The organism is Sphingobium vermicomposti (assembly GCF_011762025.1).
GTDB classification, from domain to species: domain Bacteria; phylum Pseudomonadota; class Alphaproteobacteria; order Sphingomonadales; family Sphingomonadaceae; genus Sphingobium; species Sphingobium vermicomposti.
In genome coordinates, this window is the sequence record NZ_JAASQR010000001.1 from 126560 (window position 1) to 142705 (window position 16146).

A 16146-nucleotide genomic window follows, 5' to 3' on the forward strand; every position below is an offset into this window, starting at 1 on the left:
TTCAAGAACAAAGCTGGCGAGAGTTTGCAAAGCTATGGCAACCGGCGGGCGAGTGAGGCATTGTTTCGGGATGAAGTCCTTTCGCGTCGCCAGCTACAATATCCGCAAGGCCATAGGAACCGACCGCCGCCGCAGCCCCGAAAGGGTGCTGGAGGTGCTAAACGAAATCGACGCCGACGTGATCGCGCTGCAAGAGGCCGACCGGCGATTCGGCGTGCGGTCGGCGGCGATTCCGCCATGGCTGCTGGAAAGCCTGAGCCCCTACAAGGCGGTTCCGCTCAACATTCAGGTCGATTCGATGGGCTGGCACGGCAACGCCATATTGGTGCGCAAGGAAGCGGAGGTCGGCATCCATGACGTGCTGCACCTGCCATGCCTGGAACCGCGCGGGGCGACCATGGCCGAAGTCACGCTGGGCGGGACGGTGATGCGGTTTTTCGGCATGCATCTGGACCTGTCGGGGCTGTGGCGGCGCAAGCAGGCGGCGGCGGTGATCCATGCCGCCGCGGTGCGCGAGGCGATGCCGACCGTGCTGATGGGCGACCTGAACGAATGGAGCGCCAACCGGGGGTGCCTGGCCGATTTCGCGCGGCATTACAGCTTTGCCCCCTGCGGCCGGAGCTTCCATGCGCGGCGGCCCGTGGCGCAGCTGGACCGCATCATGCATTGCGGCAAGTTGAAGCTGCTGGATTGCGGGGTGCATGACAGTGCAGCGGCGCGCAAGGCTTCGGACCACCTGCCGATCTGGGCGGAGCTACGGGCATGAAGGAGCGCGAGCTTCGCCTTGCCCTGGTCTGCTATGGCGGCATCAGCCTGGCGGTCTACATGCACGGCATCACCAAGGAAATCTGGCGGTTGGCGCGCGCGAGCCGGGGATTTCATGACGGCACGGCCAGCGGCAACAGCAGCGAAGCGGTCTATCGCAAGTTGCTGGAGGATCTGGAGACCGCCAGCGGCGTGCGGCTGCGCGTCATGCCGGACATCATAGCAGGCGCAAGCGCGGGCGGGATCAACGGCATTTTCCTGGCGCAGGCCATCGAAACCGGCCAGTCGCTGGAGCCTTTGACGGACATGTGGCTGGAAAATGCCGATGTCGAAAAGCTGCTGCATCCCGACGCCCGCCCGGCACGGCGCATCACCAAATTCTGGGCCGCGCCGCTGGTGTGGATGGCCGCGCGACACCCCGGCGACACGGTGGAGAAGACCGTCGCCCCCGGCGCGCGCGAGGAAGTGCGGCACAAATTGTCCCATTTCATCCGGTCCCGCTGGTTCGAGCCGCCGTTCGGAGGGGCGATTTTCACGTCCATGCTGCTGGACGCGTTCGACGCGATGGAGAAGACCGAGCGGGGGCCGACATTGCTGCCCGAAGGTCATCCGCTGGACCTGTTCGTCACCGTCACGGATTTTGAAGGGCATCCCCAAAGCCTGAACCTGAACAGCCCGCCCCAGGTCGTGGAAACCGAACATCGGCTGTCGATCGGGTTCCGGGCGCGCGGGCGCGACGTGGGTGGCAAGCGCCGCACATTCGCCGATCCCGCCGAACTGGTCTTTGCCGCGCGCGCGACGGCCAGTTTCCCCGGCGCTTTCCCGCCCTTCACGGTGCGCGAACTGGATCAGGTGCTTGAGGAAAGGCATCGCGACTGGCCGACGCGCGACGCCTTTCTGGCGCGCGCGCTTCCCCGGCATTGGACGCATGGCACGGCGGAGGACGCCATATTGATCGACGGATCGGTGTTGGCGAACGCGCCTTTTGCGCAAGCCATCGGCGCGCTGCGCAACAGGCCGTCGCGCCGCGAAGTCGACCGACGTTTCGTCTATATCGATCCAAAGCCGGGTCGCCGTTCCGTGCGTTTCACCAAGCCGGAAGCATCGGAAGAAGAGGCAGGCAGGGACAGCGCCGTCCTGCCCGGATTTTTCAGGACGATATTCGGCGCGCTGAGTGACATTCCGCGCGAACAGCCGATCCGCGACAATCTGGACGCGATCGATCACCATAGCTCGCGCATTCGTCGCATGGTCCGCATCCTCAACGCCCTGAGGCCGGGGATCGAGGCGGAGGTCGAAAGCGCGATCGGCAGGCTGTTGTTCCTGGATCGGCCGACACCGGCGCGGCTGTCCGCCTGGCGCGCCAAGGCGCAGCAACGCGCCGCCAGTTCGGCGGGCTTTGCCTTCCCCGCTTATGGCCACTTGAAACTGTCCGGCATCGTCGAGGATCTGGCGGCGTTATTGTTCGGTCTGGGCGGTGAGAAAAGCCCGCTGATGCGCGAAAGCTATCGGCAGGCGCTGTGGTCGCATGTCCGGGCCATCGGGGCAGACCAACTGACGGAGGATGTCGGGCCAGCATCGCCGCCGGTGACCTTCTTTCGGACGCATGACCTGGCATTTCGCATTCGCCGGTTGCGGTTTTTGGCGCGGCGGCTGGCGGAAACGCTGGAGGTCCAATCGGAGGCGGAGGCAGCGGTCGTTCAAAAGATGCACGACGCCATCTACAGCGCGATCGCCCATTATACCGAGTGCGAGGGAGCGGACTTTTACAACGGCGCGATACGGGAAGCGGCCAGTGAGGTGCCCAACGATCCGGGCAAGGCACTGGACGCCATTGCCGAGGCGCGCGGATTGAAGGAAAGGGACGAGACCGCCGACCTGATGCTGGCCGAAGCGCTGGCTGCCCTGCCCAAGGCGGAACGGCGCGTCATGCTGCTGTCCTATCTGGGCTTTCCTTTTTACGACATCGCCACGCTACCGTTGCTCCAGGGACACGCCATGGATGAATATGATCCGGTCAAGGTTGACCGGATTTCGCCGGAGGATTGCTCCGCCATCCGTACCGGCGGCGCGGAAGCAACATTAAAAGGAATAGAATTCAATAGCTTCGGTGCATTTTTTAGCAGGGCCTATCGAGAAAACGACTATCTGTGGGGGCGGCTGCATGGTGTGGAGCGGCTGCTGGATATCGTGAATTCCGCAATACCCATGGCAAGCCGCCTTTCCGAAGAGGCGGTGCACGCCTATAGGCAAGCCGCTTTCATGGCGATTCTCGATGAGGAAGAACAGCGGCTGCCACATGTCGCTGATCTGATCGCCATTTTGCGGGAGGAAATCGGTGGGCGCACGGGCGGGGCTGTTTCCGATGATGCTGATACTGGCGCTGGCCGCCGGTTGCCGTGATTCGTCCAGCGAAAATGTTCCCGCCGACAATAGTGTGACGCCTGCCCCTGTTGCCGCAATCGCCGAGAATGTCGTGGAGGCGGCACCGCTGAAGGTTGCCGCCGCGCCTGTCAGGCCATCCCCCAAGGTCACGGTCAAGGCACATCCCGCGCCGCTGGGGTCGCTGGACCTGCCCCCGTCCCCTGACGCAGCCCAGCTGACGGCTTTCCCTGACGAAGTGACCAGTTTCATGGTCGTGCGCGACAGTTGCGATCATTTCCGGGGCGAAGAACCCTATGACGGGGAACGGCGCGTGTTCCTGACCGAAAGCGTCGCCAGGCTCTGCACTGGCACCGATGCGCGGCTGGCGACGCTGCGTCGCCGTTATGCGGGCGACCCGTCGGTTGTGTCCGCGCTGCGCGGCTATGAGGACCGGATCGAAACCGCCCGGCGGAATTGATGGGTCGGGACACCGCCGCAAGGCAGGCGATGATCGCTCTATCCACATGACTGGCTTTCGCATATGGCCCAGCCATGTCCGATAATGGTCAGCACTGCCAGTTCGCGCCGACCCGCGCCCAGATCGAAGCCCTGGCGCTGGGCGCGCTGGCGCGCCTGCCCGATCCTTTCCGGTCCCATTTGTCCAACGTTGTCCTGTTCGTCGAGGAGTTCGCCGACGCGCAGGTCCTGAAGGAAATGGAGATTGACGATCCATTTGGCCTGACCGGCCTGTATACCGGACGGCCAGTGGGCGATCCGGTGCAGACCGGGGACAGTCCCCCGACGGTCCATCTGTTCCGCAGGCCGCTGCTGGATGAATGGATCGAAACCGGGGTGCCGCTCGACGCGCTGATCACCCATGTGGTGGTGCATGAGATCGGCCATCATTTCGGCCTGTCCGATATCGACATGCACGTCCTGGAGGACATGGTCGCGCCATGAGCGGGGCGGCGCTGCGCCTGTCGGGCATTGCCTGCGCGCGGGGCGGGCGGCTGTTGTTCCGGGGTGTGAACCTGACGCTGGAAGCGGGCGGCAGCGCATTATTGCGTGGCCCCAATGGCGTCGGCAAATCCAGCCTGATGCGCATCTGCGCCGGGCTGTTGCGGGAAGCGGCAGGCACGGTCGAACGATGCGGGCGGATCGCAATGGCCGACGAGCGGCTGGCGTTGGACATGGAGCAATCGCTGACGCAGGCGCTTTCATTCTGGGCGCGGATCGATGGCGCGGACACGGCGGCGCTGGACCGGGCATTGTCGGCGATGGCGCTGATGCCGTTGCGCGACATGCCGGTGCGGATTTTGTCGACCGGGCAACGCAAGCGCGCGGCGCTGGCGCGGGTGATTGCGAGCGGCGCGCCGGTCTGGCTGCTGGATGAGCCGGGCAACGGGCTGGACGATGCGTCGCTGGCGCTGCTGGGACGCTGTGTGGAAGAGCATCTGGCGGGCGGCGGCATCGTGCTGGCGGCGTCGCACCAACCCTTGCCGATGCGCGCGCCGGTGACATTGGACATGACCGATTATGCCGCCGAGGACGCAGCATGAGGGTGCTGGCGTTGCTGGTAGCGCGAGACCTGCGGCAGGCGTGGCAATCCGCCGGACTATGGTTGCCCGTCGCCTTCCTGCTGCTGGTGGCCAGCCTCTATCCCTTTGCCGTCGGGCCGGACGCGGCGCTGCTGCGGCGGTCGGGGGGCGGGATGCTGTGGATTGCGGCGCTGCTCGCCAGCCTGTTGCCGGTCGACAGGCTGGTCGCGCCGGATCGCGATGCGGGCGTGCTCGACCAGCTGGCGGCGCGCGGCATTGGCGAGGAAATGGTGGTGCTGGCGCGGTTGGTGGCACACTGGCTGGGCTTTGGCCCGGCGTTGATGCTGGCGACCCTGCCCGCCGCCGCGCTGCTGAAGCTGGACGGCGCGACCGTCGGGTTGCTGGAGCTGGGGTTGTTGATCGGCACGCCCGCGCTGGCGGCGCTTGGGCTGCTGGTGGCGACGTTGACCGCAGGGCTGCGGTCGACCGGGGCGCTGGCGGGATTACTGGCGCTGCCGCTGGCGGTGCCGCTGTTGATATTCGGCGCGGGGACGCTGGGCGACGGGAGCGGCGCGGCGTTCAAATTCCTGGGCGCGGCTTCGCTGCTGCTGGTCGCCATCACCCCCTTTGCCGGGGGCGCTGCGATCCGGGCGGGGCGGGAATAGCGCGGGCATGATCGCGCTGGCCGCCTGCATCCTGTTCGTCCTGATCTGGTCAACCGGCTTCATCGTCGCGCGGGCGACGGTGCCCCATGGCGCGCCGGAATTGATATTGAGCGTGCGGCTGACGCTGACGGCGCTGCTGCTGGGCATTATCGCAATGCGGGCCGGGCAGGCTTTGCCACCGGCCAGGCGGCTGCGGCTGCATCTGGTGGCGGGCGCGATGCTGCATGGCCTTTACCTGACCGTGAGTTGGTGGGCGGTCTATCATGGCATGCCTGCGGGCATCATGTCGCTGCTGGGCGCTCTGCAGCCGCTGATGGTGGCGGTGGCGAGCGTCGCCTTGATGGGCGAGCGGTTACCGGGGCGCGCCTGGGCGGGGCTGGCGATTGCCATAATGGGCGTGGGGTGCGTGCTGATGCCTGCCATCGAGCGGTCGGGCGCGGGCGGCATTCCCGTCCTGCCCGCCATCGCCGGGCTGGCCGCGGTCATCGCCATGACCGGCGGAACGCTGATCCAGCGCGGGACGATTTCCGGCGATGGCATCTGGATTTCGGGCGCGGTGCAGAATGCGGGCGGCGCGCTGGTCGCGATTGCGGCGGCGGCAACCATTGGCGAGATGCGTTGGGACAATGCGCCGCTATTGTGGGTCGGGCTTGGCTGGGCCGTGCTGGGGCTATCGGCGGGCGGGCTATCGCTGCTGGTGTGGCTGGTGCGCACGCAGGGGCCGACGCGCATGTCGATGCTGCTGCTGCTTGTCCCGCCGTTGGCCGCCATCGAAGCCTGGGCGCTGTTCGGTGAAAGGCTGGGGCCTGTGCAGTTGGCGGGATTTGCGCTGGCGCTGGCGGGCGTGCTGCTGGGCCGGTCGCAGGGGCGCGAACCGGTGGCGGAGCCTGCCTGAGGACTTAGCCTTCGCGCAGGCGTTCGTGGTGCCGGATCACCTCGTCGATGATGAAGCGCAGGAATTTTTCGGTGAAATCGGGGTCCAGATTGGCGTCCATCGCCAGTTGACGCAGGCGGCCGATCTGCCGTTCTTCCCGACCGGGGTCGGCGGGCGGCAGGGCGTGCTGGGCCTTATATTCGCCCACGGCCTGCGTGATCTTGAAGCGTTCGGCCAGCATGAACACGAGCGCCGCATCGATATTGTCGATGCTTTCCCGATACCGCTTCAAAGTGTCGTCCACGCCGATCCTCCATGTTTCGCGCGCTTTTTGCGCCTTCCCGCCGCCCGCGCAAGCTATTCCCGCTTGCTATCTGCATTTTGCACCGCCACATGGGCCGGGTCATGACCGCACCCGCCTCCGGCAATGTCCACCCCATCGGCCGCGCCAACGGCGCGCCTTCGCTCGACCCGATGATGGCGCTCGTCGCCGACGGGATGAACCAGGTGAACGCGGTAATCCTGGACCGGATGCAGTCGCGCATTCCGCTGATCCCTGAACTGGCCGGGCATCTGATCGCGGGCGGCGGCAAGCGGATGCGCCCGATGCTGACGCTCGCCTGCGCCGATCTGGTCGGCTATGCCGGGACGCGTCATTACAAGCTGGCCGCGGCGGTCGAGTTCATCCACACCGCCACCCTGCTGCATGACGATGTGGTCGACGGGTCGGGCCTGCGCCGGGGCCGCAAGACCGCGAACATCATCTGGGGCAACAGCGCCAGCGTGCTGGTGGGAGATTTCCTCTTTTCCCGCTCATTTGAGCTGATGGTCGAAGCGGAATCGCTCAAGATCCTGAAGATCCTGTCCAACGCATCCGCCGTGATCGCGGAGGGTGAGGTGAACCAGCTGACCGCCCAGCGCCGGATCGATACCAGCGAAGAACAATATCTGGACATTATCGGCGCGAAGACCGCCGCCCTGTTCGCCGCCGCCTGCCGCATCTCCGCTGTCGTGGCCGACCGCGACGAGTCGGAGGAAAAGGCGCTGGACGTGTATGGCCGCAACCTTGGCATCGCATTCCAGCTGATCGACGACGCCATCGATTATGAATCGGATGGCGCGACCATGGGTAAGGATGCGGGCGACGATTTCCGCGACGGCAAGGTGACGCTACCGGTGATCCTGGCTTACGCCCGTGGACCGGAGGAAGACCGCGCTTTCTGGAAACAGGCAATCGCTGGCAACCGGACGAGCGATGAGGATTTGGCTCGCGCCACCCAATTGCTGCGCGCGACCGGTGCCATCGACGACACGCTGGCCCGCGCGCGCCATTATGGGCAGCGGGCCATCGACGCGCTGGGCCGTTTCGACAGCGGCAAGGCGAAAGCAGCGCTGGTCGAGGCGGTCGAGTTCGCGATCGCGCGGGCTTATTAAGAGATGCCGGGGGGCGGAGCCGCGCTCCCATGATAGAGCGGGACTGGGTTCCTGCCTTCGCAGGAACATGTCAGCGCATGAGGGAGAGGTTGTGATCCTTTCTCCTGAAACACTGGGTTTTTTGATCGCGGCGGCGCTGATGGCCGGGTGTATCGATGCGATGGCCGGTGGCGGGGGCCTCATCACCCTGCCCGCGTTGATGGCGGCGGGTGTCCCGCCCGTCGCAGCCGTGGCGACCAACAAGTTGCAATCGTCGATTGGGACGCTGGGCACCTGCATCGCCTATGCGCGGGCGGGGCATATGAACCTGCGCGCCTATCGATGGCCAATCGCCGCCGCCTTTGCCGGATCGGTGGGCGGCGCGTGGCTGCTGCAGCGGATCGATCCGTCGATCCTGGCCGGGCTGATGCCGGGATTGCTGATCGCGCTGGCCGCCTATTTCACCTTTTCGCCCCGGATTGGGGAGATGGACCGGCATAGCCGCCTGGGCATGGCGGGACTGAGCCTGCTGATCGGTGTCGTCGGATTTTATGACGGATTTTTCGGTCCTGGCGCCGGGGCCTTTTACGCGACCGTGTTTCTGGCGATGGGTGGGCTGGGGCTGGTAAGGGCGACCGCGCAAACCAAGGCGGTGAACCTGGCGAGCAATGTCGCGGGGCTGCTGACCATGATCGCTGGCGGGCATGTGATATGGATCGCGGGCCTTGTCATGGCTGTGGGCAGCATCACCGGCGGTCAGATCGGTTCTCACCTCGCCATGCGGTTTGGGAGCCGACTGATCCGGCCGCTGCTGATCATCATGTCGCTGGGGCTGACGGCCAAGATGTTGCTGGACCCCAGGAACCCTATCCACAGCCTGCTGTTCGGCTGACCATTGCGCCGGGCCGCGAATAGCGCGAGAGGATCGGCATGACTGCCGCGCTGCCCATTGCCCAGGTGCTTCCCCTGTTGCTCGACGCCTTGCGCGCGGGAAGCAATGCCGTGCTGGTCGCACCGCCGGGCGCGGGCAAGACGACGGCGGTGGCCCCTGCCCTGCTGACCGAGCCATGGTGCACGGGGCAGATATTGCTGCTGTCGCCCCGCAGGCTGGCGGCCCGCGCGGCGGCTGAGCGGATTGCCGAGCTGATGGGGGAACAGCCGGGCGGAACGGTGGGATATGCCACGCGGATGGATTCCAGATCGTCGGCCCGCACCCGCATATTGGTGCTGACCGAGGGTATTTTCGTGCGGCGGGTACAGGACGACCCGGAATTGTCCGGCGTGTCGGCGGTGCTGTTCGACGAAGTGCATGAGCGCAGTCTGGACAGCGATTTCGGGCTGGCGCTGGCGCTGGACGCGCAGGCGGCCCTGCGGCCAGACCTGCGGATCGTGCCGATGTCGGCGACGCTGGACGGCGCTCGCTTCGCGCAACTGCTGGACGGCGCGCCGGTGATCGAGAGCGAGGGCCGCATCCAGCCGCTGGAACTGCGCCACATCGGACGGGCGGCGGAAAAGCGGATCGAGGATGAGATGGCGGCGGCGATCCGCCGGGCGCTGAAGGAGGAAGCGGAGGGCGATATCCTGGCCTTCCTGCCCGGCGTGGCGGAGATTGAGCGCACGGCGGAACGGGTGGAAGGCGAAGCGGTCGAGCTTCACAGGCTGCACGGCAGTCTGGACCCAGCCGCCCAGCGCGCCGCCATCCGCCCGTCGCGTGATGGACGGCGCAAGATCATCCTGGCGACGTCGATTGCCGAAACCAGCCTGACCATCGACGGCGTTCGCATCGTGATCGATTCAGGACTGGCGCGACGTCCGCGCTATGACCGGGCGGCTGGCGTGACCCGGTTGGTGACCGAGCGGGCGAGCCAGGCGGCGGCGACCCAGCGGGCCGGGCGCGCGGCAAGGCAACGACCCGGTGTCGCCTATCGTTTGTGGGAGGCGGCGGCGACGGCGGGGATGCCGCCATTTGATCCGCCCCAGATATTGGAAAGCGACCTGTCGAGCCTGTTGCTGGACTGCGCCCTGTGGGGCGTGACCGACCCGGCCAGCCTGCGCTGGCTGGACCCGCCCCCTGCCGCAGCGGTGAGCGAGGCGCGCAAAAGGCTGACCGTGCTGGAGGCGCTGGACACCTACGGGCGGATCACCACCCATGGCAAGGCGCTGGCAAAGCTGCCGCTGGAACCGCGCATCGGCCATATGCTGGTGCGCGCGGGCGATCTGGGGCTGGCCGATATTGCGGCAGAGATCGCAGTGCTGCTGGGCGAGCGCGGCATAGGGGGGCAGGACGCCGACCTGTCGCAACGGCGGCTCCGCTGGCGTCGAGAAAGCGGCAAGCGCGCAGATGCGGCGCGGGCGATGGCGAAGCGGTGGGCGCGGCTTGTTCCAAGGCAGGAAGCAGAGCAGCCAGGCAATCACGACACGGGCCTGTGTCTGGCCCTCGCCTTTCCCGACCGGGTGGCGAAGCGGCGATCCGCCGATGGCGCGGAATGGGCGAGTGTCGGCGGTCGCGGCTTCCGGCTCGATCCGCTAAGCCCTCTGACGCGCGAGGATTGGCTGGCGGTGGGCGAGGTGCAGGGCAGCGCGGCGGGCGCGCGCATCCTGTCCGCCGCGCCGATCAGCGAGGCGGAGGTGCTGCGCCTGTTCGGCACATATGTCGCCGAACATCGCACCGTGCGCTTTCGCGCCGAAACCGGCGGGATCGAAGCGTTGCGTGAGCGTCGTCTGGGCGCGGTGCGGCTTTCATCCGGGTCCGACGACCGGCCCGACCAGGACGCGGTGGCTCAAGCGTTGATGCACGGCGTCCGGCAAGGCGGGCTGGACCTGCTACCATGGTCCGAGGCGGCGCAATCGCTGCGGATGCGTGCTGGTTTCGCGGGGGTGGAGGCGATTTCGGACGAAGCGCTGATGGCGACACTGGACGACTGGCTGCCTGCGTTGCTGGCGGGCAAGCGGCGATTGTCGGACATCGACCGGTCGCAATTGTCCGCCGTGCTGGAAGGGCTGATCGGCTGGGACGGCAAGCAGCAGCTCGACCGGCTGGCCCCGCCCGATTTCCGGTCCCCGGCGGGCAGCAGCCATGCGATCGACTATATGGCCGAAGGGGGACCGCGCGTCGAATTGCGCCCCCAGGCGCTGTTCGGCCTGGGTGAGCATCCGGTCGTGGGAAGCCAGCGCATCCCGCTGGTCCTTTCCCTCACGTCCCCCGCCGGGCGGCCGATCCAGACGACGCGCGACCTGCCCGGTTTCTGGGCAGGTAGCTGGAGCGCGGTGGCCAAGGAAATGCGTGGGCGCTATCCCCGGCACCCCTGGCCGGACGATCCGGCGGGTGCGGCGGCGACGCTGCGCACGAAACGCGCCGATGCGCGCGCCAAGCCTTGACTTTGCGCCTTACGCTGGTGCAACGCAAAGCCGGTTTCCCAAAGGGAGTTTGACGCTTCGATGTCCGCGCGCATCCACCAGATTCAGAAGAACGCCATGCAATCGGGCAAGGCGCGCACCAGCACGTGGGTGCTGGAATATGCGGCGACGGAAGCCAAGCGCCCCGACCCGCTGACCGGCTGGGCCGGATCGGGCGACACGCAGACCCAGGTGCGGTTGAACTTCCCCACCCAGGCGGCGGCGATTGCCTATGCCGAAAAAAACGGCCTGTCCTACACCGTCATCGCGACCCCGCCCAAGACGCTGAAGATCCAGGCCTACGCCGACAACTTCCGCTGATCATGCCGCGGACGGCACAATCAGGCGCGATGCTGCCCGATTGCCGCCTTATTCCCTTGCCAAGAGGCAGCGCTTGGGGGCAAAAGCCGCCCTTTGACGGGAAAGCCTGAAGAGATAATGACGGATCGCCAGCAGATTTTCGACAACATCGCGGCGCAGATCGCTCCCTTCAACAAGAAGGGCGTCGAACTGACCGAGACCACATCCTTCGCGGGCGACCTGGAATGGGACAGCCTGACCGTCATGGACTTCGTGGCGGCGATCGAGGATGAATTCGACATCATCATCACCATGAACATGCAGGCAGAGATCGAGAATATCGGCCAGCTTGTGGACGCCGTGGCGAAGCTGAAGGGCTGAACCGCCCAAAGGATCAATATCCGTTCGCCCTGAGTAGCCATCGAGATTGTCGAAATGGCGGATCGAAGGACGGAACTGGGCGCGAATGCTTCGATACGGGCTTTCGTCTTTGCTCAGTCCCTACTCAGCACGAACGGACAGGGGACATGATATGACCGACGCCGCTGAAACCGCCACCGACGCCCATACACCCGCAGAGGTCGCCGGGGCGCGTGACCTGTTTTCAAAATTCGATCCGTTGATCGCTGAGCGTGAGGCGCTGCTGGCGACGGGCGTGCGCGATCCGTTCGCCATCGTGATGGACGAAGTAAAGTCCCCCACCCTTGCGATCATCAAGGGCCGGGAAACCATCCTGCTGGGCACCTATAATTATATGGGCATGACGTTCGACCCGGACGTGGTCGCCGCCGGCAAGAAGGCGCTGGACGATTTCGGCGCGGGCACCACCGGCAGCCGCGTTCTCAACGGCACCTATCTGGGGCATACGGAAGTCGAGAACGCGCTCAAGGATTTCTACGGCACGTCCGGCGCGATGGTCTTTTCGACTGGCTATCAGGCGAATTTGGGCGTGATTTCGACGCTGGCGGGCCGAGGCGACTATGTCGTGCTGGACGCGGACAGCCATGCGTCCATCTATGACGGCTGTTTCCTGGGGGATGCGGAAATTGTCCGTTTCCGCCACAATAATGTCGAGGATCTGGACAAGCGCCTGGGCCGCCTGCCCGCCGACGCGCAGAAGCTGGTCGTGTTGGAAGGCGTCTATTCCATGCTGGGCGACGTGGCCCCGCTGCCTGAGATGGTGGCTGCGGTGCGCAAGCATCCCAACTGCATGATCCTGGTGGACGAAGCGCATGGCATGGGCTTTTTCGGCCCCAATGGCCGGGGCGTCTATGAAGAACAGGGCGTGGAAAAGGATGTGGACTTCGTCGTCGGCACCTTTTCCAAATCGGTTGGCACGGTGGGCGGATTCTGTGTGTCCAATCATCCCAAGTTCGAAGTGCTGCGCCTGGTCTGCCGCCCCTATGTCTTTACCGCGTCGCTGCCGCCCAGCGTCGTCGCGACTGCCGCCACGTCGATCCGCAAACTCATGGATGCTGGCGAAAAGCGCGCGCATCTGTGGAAGAACAGCAAGCGGTTGCACAAGGGGCTGACCGACCTCGGCTTCACGCTGGGCACGAAAGCGCCGGAATCGGCGATCATCGCCGTCATCCTGACCGACCAGACGCAGGCTGTCGCGATGTGGCAGGCGCTTTTGGAACTGGGCCTGTATGTCAACATGGCGCGTCCCCCGGCTACGCCAGCGGGAACGTTCCTGTTGCGTTGTTCGCTGTGCGCGGAACATAGTGATGAGCAAGTCGGGCAGATTATCGCCATGTTCGAAGCGGCGGGACACGCTACCGGCACCATCGGCTGATCGACGGGGAGCATCTTTTCCGCGACGAGTCGGGCTACAGGCGGGACGAATTGTGCGGATGAGGAAAATCCGTTTCATCCACTATATTCCGCCGGTAGCACTGTTCGACTAATGTCCCGATAATGCCGGACAGCTATTATATGGAAGAGCAGGCGACAGGATGGCGAGCCGCAGTAGGAGGCTTCCTGCCGCTGGTCCTCGTCGTCTTGCTGATCGGCTCGCTCGGCACCCTGCTCTACAATGCCAGCAACGCAGCGCGCGACCATGATCGCGCCCTGCAGGAACAACGCCGCAGTTTTGAAATCATCGCCGTCGCCCGCGCGTTCGAGGCCAAGACCGCGCGCGCCGAAGTCACGCTGGCCCGCTATGTCATCAGCCTGGACCCCGATGTCGGCCGATTGTTCCAGGATCAATGGCGCACCGCGTCCAGCCAATTGAAGATGCTGGCCTATGCCACCCGCAAGTCGGGATGGCAGAGCAACAATGTGCGGGAACTGCAGGCAGCGTTCACGCAGCGCGGCAAGACGCTGACCGAAATCGGCCTGCGCACCACTTATGACCAGAAAATGGCCGCGCTGGGCCAGTTTCATCGCGCCGGACGGTCGGCAGACCTGCAGCGCATCACCGTCCTGCTGGACCGCGTCATCCGGGCCGAAAATGCGCGCCTGCAGGAACGCAGCGTCGCCGTGACGCTGGCGGGGAACCGTACCGAATCGGTTGGCAAGACGTCGCGCCTGTTCGGGCTGGTCCTGCTGGTCTGCGTGCTGTTCGCGCTGTGGATCGCGAACGCGGCCTATACAGAGCGGCGGAATGCGGGTCGGATGGCGGAGATGGAGACCGAACGCGCCGACCGGATGGAAGCCGCCGTCGCAGCGCGTACCGCTGAGCTGTCGGGTGCCTATGAGCAGCTGAAAAAGGAAACGGCCGAACGCGCCATGGCCGAGGAAAATCTGCGGCAGATGCAGAAGATGGATGCCGTGGGCCAACTGACCGGCGGCATCGCGCATGACTTCAACAATATGCTGGCGGTCGTTGTTGGCGGGCTGGAACTTGCCAAGCGCAAACTTCGGCTGAAACCGAAGGAGGCCGCCCATCATCTGGACAATGCGATGGAGGGGGCAACCCGCGCCGCTGCCCTGACGCGACGCCTGCTCGCCTTTGCCCGGTCGGAACCGCTGTTGCCCAGCGCGGTGGCAGTTGAAGCTCTGGTATCGGACATGGCCGACCTGATCGACCGTTCCATCGGCGACCAGATCAAGGTGTCGATCGTGAACCGGGCCGAGGGTTGGCGCATCTTCGTCGATCAGCATCAAATGGAAAATGCCATCCTGAACCTGTGCGTGAACGCGCGTGATGCGATGGATGGGCGGGGCAAGTTGGTCATCGAAACGGCGCAAGTGCATCTGGCGGCCAATGAGGTCGGCGAATGCGCGGAAGGCGACTATGTCAGGCTAAGCGTCATCGACAATGGCTGCGGCATGAGCCCGGAGGTCGCCGCGCGAGTGTTCGAACCCTTCTTCACCACCAAGCCGGTCGGCAAGGGCACGGGCCTGGGCCTTAGCCAGATTTTCGGCTTCGTCCGGCAGAGCGAGGGCGAAGTCCGCATCGAATCCGCAGAAGGCAAGGGCACCAGCGTCCACCTTTATCTGCCACGCAAGGTCGGGGCAGAGGCAGATGAGAGCGCCGACATCGCTCCGGCAGAACGGGAGCCGGTGCTGCACCCCCCCACCCGCATATTGGTGGTGGAAGACGACCCGCGTGTGTTGAACCAGACGATGGCGGCGCTGGCGGAGCTGGGGCACCTGCCCGTCGCCTGCGAACATCCATCGCAGGCCGCAAAACTGCTGGCCAGCTATCGCGACATCGGCCTGATCGTCAGCGACGTGCTGATGCCCGACATGACCGGGCCGGAAATGATACGCAACCTGCCCGCGACCCACGCGCATGTGCCGGTGCTGTTCGTCACCGGCTATGCGGGCGACACGGCCATCAGCGCCGATTTCGGCGGACATGAGGTTTTGCGCAAGCCCTACACGCTGACCGGCCTTTCCCAAGCCCTGTCCCACGCGCTTAACGGATCGCACCGCCCCGGAACAGCCGCGGCAGCAGAGTGATTGCGCCCAGCAGCGGCCAGCGTCGCTGCCATGGTTTGATCTGGATCGCCGTTCCCGCGTGGCGGTTGATCTTCCACGCCAGATAGTCGATGCCGCCGGCATAGGTGAAGCTGGCCTTCGCCAGGCGGATGACCGACAGCCATTTGCCGCGCCGTTGCAAACGCAGCCACCGCGCGGGGGCCTGTTCCGGGCTGGGCGATGGGGTCAGCCCCGATGCCAGGCCCTGGGCCAGAGCCGCTTCACCGAAACGGCGGTAGCGGTCGGGATCGGCATCCACGATGGAAAAGGACCGCCCCTTCCGCTCCGCCCGCAATTCCGCATTGTAGGTGAGGGAAAAGCCGGTCTTCCACAGGGTCAGGACATCCTGCTGCCCCTGCGCCATGGGCCGGGCGAGCGACAACAGCGTCGGCGCGGATTGGGCGACGGCGCTGATGGCGCGATGGCGGGCTAGGTCATTCGCCGCCCACAGCAGGCGCGATGGCTGAGCGAAGCGCGCCCAGACCGAGACATTGTCCGCTGCGGGGCTATTGAGCCGGGCGAAGTCCGCTTCCGACAGGACCGCATATTTGGCGATCAGGCCGCCATGTTCGAACGGAAAGACATTGGGAGGGATCAGGCGGTTCGCGCTGGCCAGCCAGCTTTTGCCATAAGCCGCCGCATAGTCCGAGACGATCAGGTAAAAGTCGAGCATCAGCCCGTCGAGATTGTCCTCCCGCAGGCAGGAGCCGTAGAACAGGACGGCGCGGGCGGCGTCGGGATATCTGGCCGCCAATGCCCCCGCCATCGCGCTGGCGCGCGGGTCGGCCGGGGCGGAAAGTTCGGCGGTGACGAGGGCGATGAGCTGGTTTGGCATTGCGCTCCCCATATCCGTTCGGCCTGAGATTGTCGAAGGCCACGACCAGGTTCACAGAAAAGTGAGGCG

General features: G+C 65.5%; 16 protein-coding genes. 14 read left to right on the forward strand and 2 right to left on the reverse strand.

Annotated features, from left to right (window positions below; all coding sequences use genetic code 11):
- Window positions 1-70 precede the first annotated feature (70 nt).
- From FHS54_RS00695 to FHS54_RS00725, 7 genes are all read left to right on the forward strand, one after another.
- Entirely contained in the window at window positions 71-766 is a 696-nt protein-coding gene (locus FHS54_RS00695; protein WP_208404706.1) for an endonuclease/exonuclease/phosphatase family protein, read from the forward strand.
- Complete coding sequence (locus FHS54_RS00700; RefSeq protein WP_167301873.1) at window positions 763-3168, forward strand: patatin-like protein; 2406 nt, start codon at window positions 763-765, stop codon at window positions 3166-3168. Before FHS54_RS00695 ends, FHS54_RS00700 begins: the two co-directional genes overlap by 4 nt.
- A complete protein-coding gene (locus tag FHS54_RS00705; RefSeq protein ID WP_243855542.1) occupies window positions 3131-3607 on the forward strand; it encodes a hypothetical protein in 477 nt (158 codons plus the stop codon). The genes FHS54_RS00700 and FHS54_RS00705 overlap by 38 nt, the downstream gene beginning before the upstream one ends.
- 74 nt (window positions 3608-3681) lie before the next feature.
- On the forward strand, window positions 3682-4089 hold the full coding sequence (locus FHS54_RS00710; protein WP_167301874.1) for a metallopeptidase family protein: 408 nt from the start codon (window positions 3682-3684) through the stop codon (window positions 4087-4089).
- Window positions 4086-4688, forward strand: a complete 603-nt coding sequence (gene ccmA, locus FHS54_RS00715; protein WP_167301875.1) for a heme ABC exporter ATP-binding protein CcmA — start codon at window positions 4086-4088, stop codon at window positions 4686-4688. The genes FHS54_RS00710 and ccmA overlap by 4 nt, the downstream gene beginning before the upstream one ends.
- Window positions 4685-5332 (forward strand): heme exporter protein CcmB, encoded by a 648-nt coding sequence (locus tag FHS54_RS00720; RefSeq protein WP_167301876.1) that lies wholly within the window; start codon window positions 4685-4687, stop codon window positions 5330-5332. Before ccmA ends, FHS54_RS00720 begins: the two co-directional genes overlap by 4 nt.
- 7 nt (window positions 5333-5339) lie before the next feature.
- A complete protein-coding gene (locus tag FHS54_RS00725) occupies window positions 5340-6227 on the forward strand; it encodes a DMT family transporter (protein ID WP_167301877.1) in 888 nt (295 codons plus the stop codon).
- 4 nt (window positions 6228-6231) lie between these two features.
- Here the strand turns inward: FHS54_RS00725 and FHS54_RS00730 are convergent, their stop codons facing one another.
- The gene (locus FHS54_RS00730) at window positions 6232-6510 is read right to left on the reverse strand and encodes a chorismate mutase (RefSeq protein ID WP_167301878.1); all 279 of its coding nucleotides are present in this window, start codon (window positions 6508-6510) and stop codon (window positions 6232-6234) included.
- 101 nt (window positions 6511-6611) lie between these two features.
- On the opposite strand from FHS54_RS00730, the gene FHS54_RS00735 reads away from it, so the two are divergent.
- From FHS54_RS00735 to FHS54_RS00765, 7 genes are all read left to right on the forward strand, one after another.
- Entirely contained in the window at window positions 6612-7640 is a 1029-nt protein-coding gene (locus FHS54_RS00735; RefSeq protein WP_167301879.1) for a polyprenyl synthetase family protein, read from the forward strand.
- A gap of 91 nt (window positions 7641-7731) precedes the next feature.
- Window positions 7732-8511, forward strand: a complete 780-nt coding sequence (locus FHS54_RS00740) for a TSUP family transporter (RefSeq protein WP_167301880.1) — start codon at window positions 7732-7734, stop codon at window positions 8509-8511.
- Between the two features lie 38 nt (window positions 8512-8549).
- Window positions 8550-10997: an ATP-dependent helicase HrpB gene (gene hrpB / locus FHS54_RS00745; protein WP_167301881.1), complete on the forward strand. Its 2448-nt coding sequence runs from the start codon at window positions 8550-8552 to the stop codon at window positions 10995-10997.
- A 60-nt stretch (window positions 10998-11057) separates the two neighbouring features.
- On the forward strand, window positions 11058-11336 hold the full coding sequence (locus FHS54_RS00750; protein ID WP_167301882.1) for an ETC complex I subunit: 279 nt from the start codon (window positions 11058-11060) through the stop codon (window positions 11334-11336).
- 117 nt (window positions 11337-11453) lie between these two features.
- Window positions 11454-11696 (forward strand): acyl carrier protein, encoded by a 243-nt coding sequence (locus FHS54_RS00755; protein WP_167301883.1) that lies wholly within the window; start codon window positions 11454-11456, stop codon window positions 11694-11696.
- Window positions 11697-11847: 151 nt separating this feature from the next.
- On the forward strand, window positions 11848-13110 hold the full coding sequence (gene spt / locus FHS54_RS00760) for a serine palmitoyltransferase (protein ID WP_167301884.1): 1263 nt from the start codon (window positions 11848-11850) through the stop codon (window positions 13108-13110).
- A 140-nt stretch (window positions 13111-13250) separates the two neighbouring features.
- Window positions 13251-15224 (forward strand): ATP-binding protein, encoded by a 1974-nt coding sequence (locus FHS54_RS00765; protein WP_167302636.1) that lies wholly within the window; start codon window positions 13251-13253, stop codon window positions 15222-15224.
- Here the strand turns inward: FHS54_RS00765 and FHS54_RS00770 are convergent.
- Window positions 15181-16077, reverse strand: coding sequence for a hypothetical protein (locus tag FHS54_RS00770; RefSeq protein ID WP_167301885.1), 897 nt, complete (start codon window positions 16075-16077; stop codon window positions 15181-15183). The genes FHS54_RS00765 and FHS54_RS00770 overlap by 44 nt on opposite strands.
- Window positions 16078-16146: the final 69 nt, after the last annotated feature.

Excerpts from the sequence above, each read along its gene's own strand:
- FHS54_RS00710 (WP_167301874.1), top strand. The coding sequence starts at position 3,682 with ATGTCCGATAATGGTCAGCACTGCCAGTTCGCGCCGACCCGCGCCCAG.
- FHS54_RS00750 (WP_167301882.1), top strand. The coding sequence starts at position 11,058 with ATGTCCGCGCGCATCCACCAGATTCAGAAGAACGCCATGCAATCGGGC.
- FHS54_RS00755 (WP_167301883.1), top strand. The coding sequence starts at position 11,454 with ATGACGGATCGCCAGCAGATTTTCGACAACATCGCGGCGCAGATCGCT.
- FHS54_RS00725 (WP_167301877.1), top strand. The coding sequence starts at position 5,340 with ATGATCGCGCTGGCCGCCTGCATCCTGTTCGTCCTGATCTGGTCAACC.
- ccmA (WP_167301875.1), top strand. The coding sequence starts at position 4,086 with ATGAGCGGGGCGGCGCTGCGCCTGTCGGGCATTGCCTGCGCGCGGGGC.
- FHS54_RS00695 (WP_208404706.1), top strand. The coding sequence starts at position 71 with ATGAAGTCCTTTCGCGTCGCCAGCTACAATATCCGCAAGGCCATAGGA.
- spt (WP_167301884.1), top strand. The coding sequence starts at position 11,848 with ATGACCGACGCCGCTGAAACCGCCACCGACGCCCATACACCCGCAGAG.
- FHS54_RS00700 (WP_167301873.1), top strand. The coding sequence starts at position 763 with ATGAAGGAGCGCGAGCTTCGCCTTGCCCTGGTCTGCTATGGCGGCATC.
- FHS54_RS00720 (WP_167301876.1), top strand. The coding sequence starts at position 4,685 with ATGAGGGTGCTGGCGTTGCTGGTAGCGCGAGACCTGCGGCAGGCGTGG.
- FHS54_RS00705 (WP_243855542.1), top strand. The coding sequence starts at position 3,131 with ATGATGCTGATACTGGCGCTGGCCGCCGGTTGCCGTGATTCGTCCAGC.
- FHS54_RS00735 (WP_167301879.1), top strand. The coding sequence starts at position 6,612 with ATGACCGCACCCGCCTCCGGCAATGTCCACCCCATCGGCCGCGCCAAC.
- FHS54_RS00765 (WP_167302636.1), top strand. The coding sequence starts at position 13,251 with ATGGAAGAGCAGGCGACAGGATGGCGAGCCGCAGTAGGAGGCTTCCTG.
- FHS54_RS00770 (WP_167301885.1), bottom strand. The coding sequence starts at position 16,077 with ATGCCAAACCAGCTCATCGCCCTCGTCACCGCCGAACTTTCCGCCCCG.
- hrpB (WP_167301881.1), top strand. The coding sequence starts at position 8,550 with ATGACTGCCGCGCTGCCCATTGCCCAGGTGCTTCCCCTGTTGCTCGAC.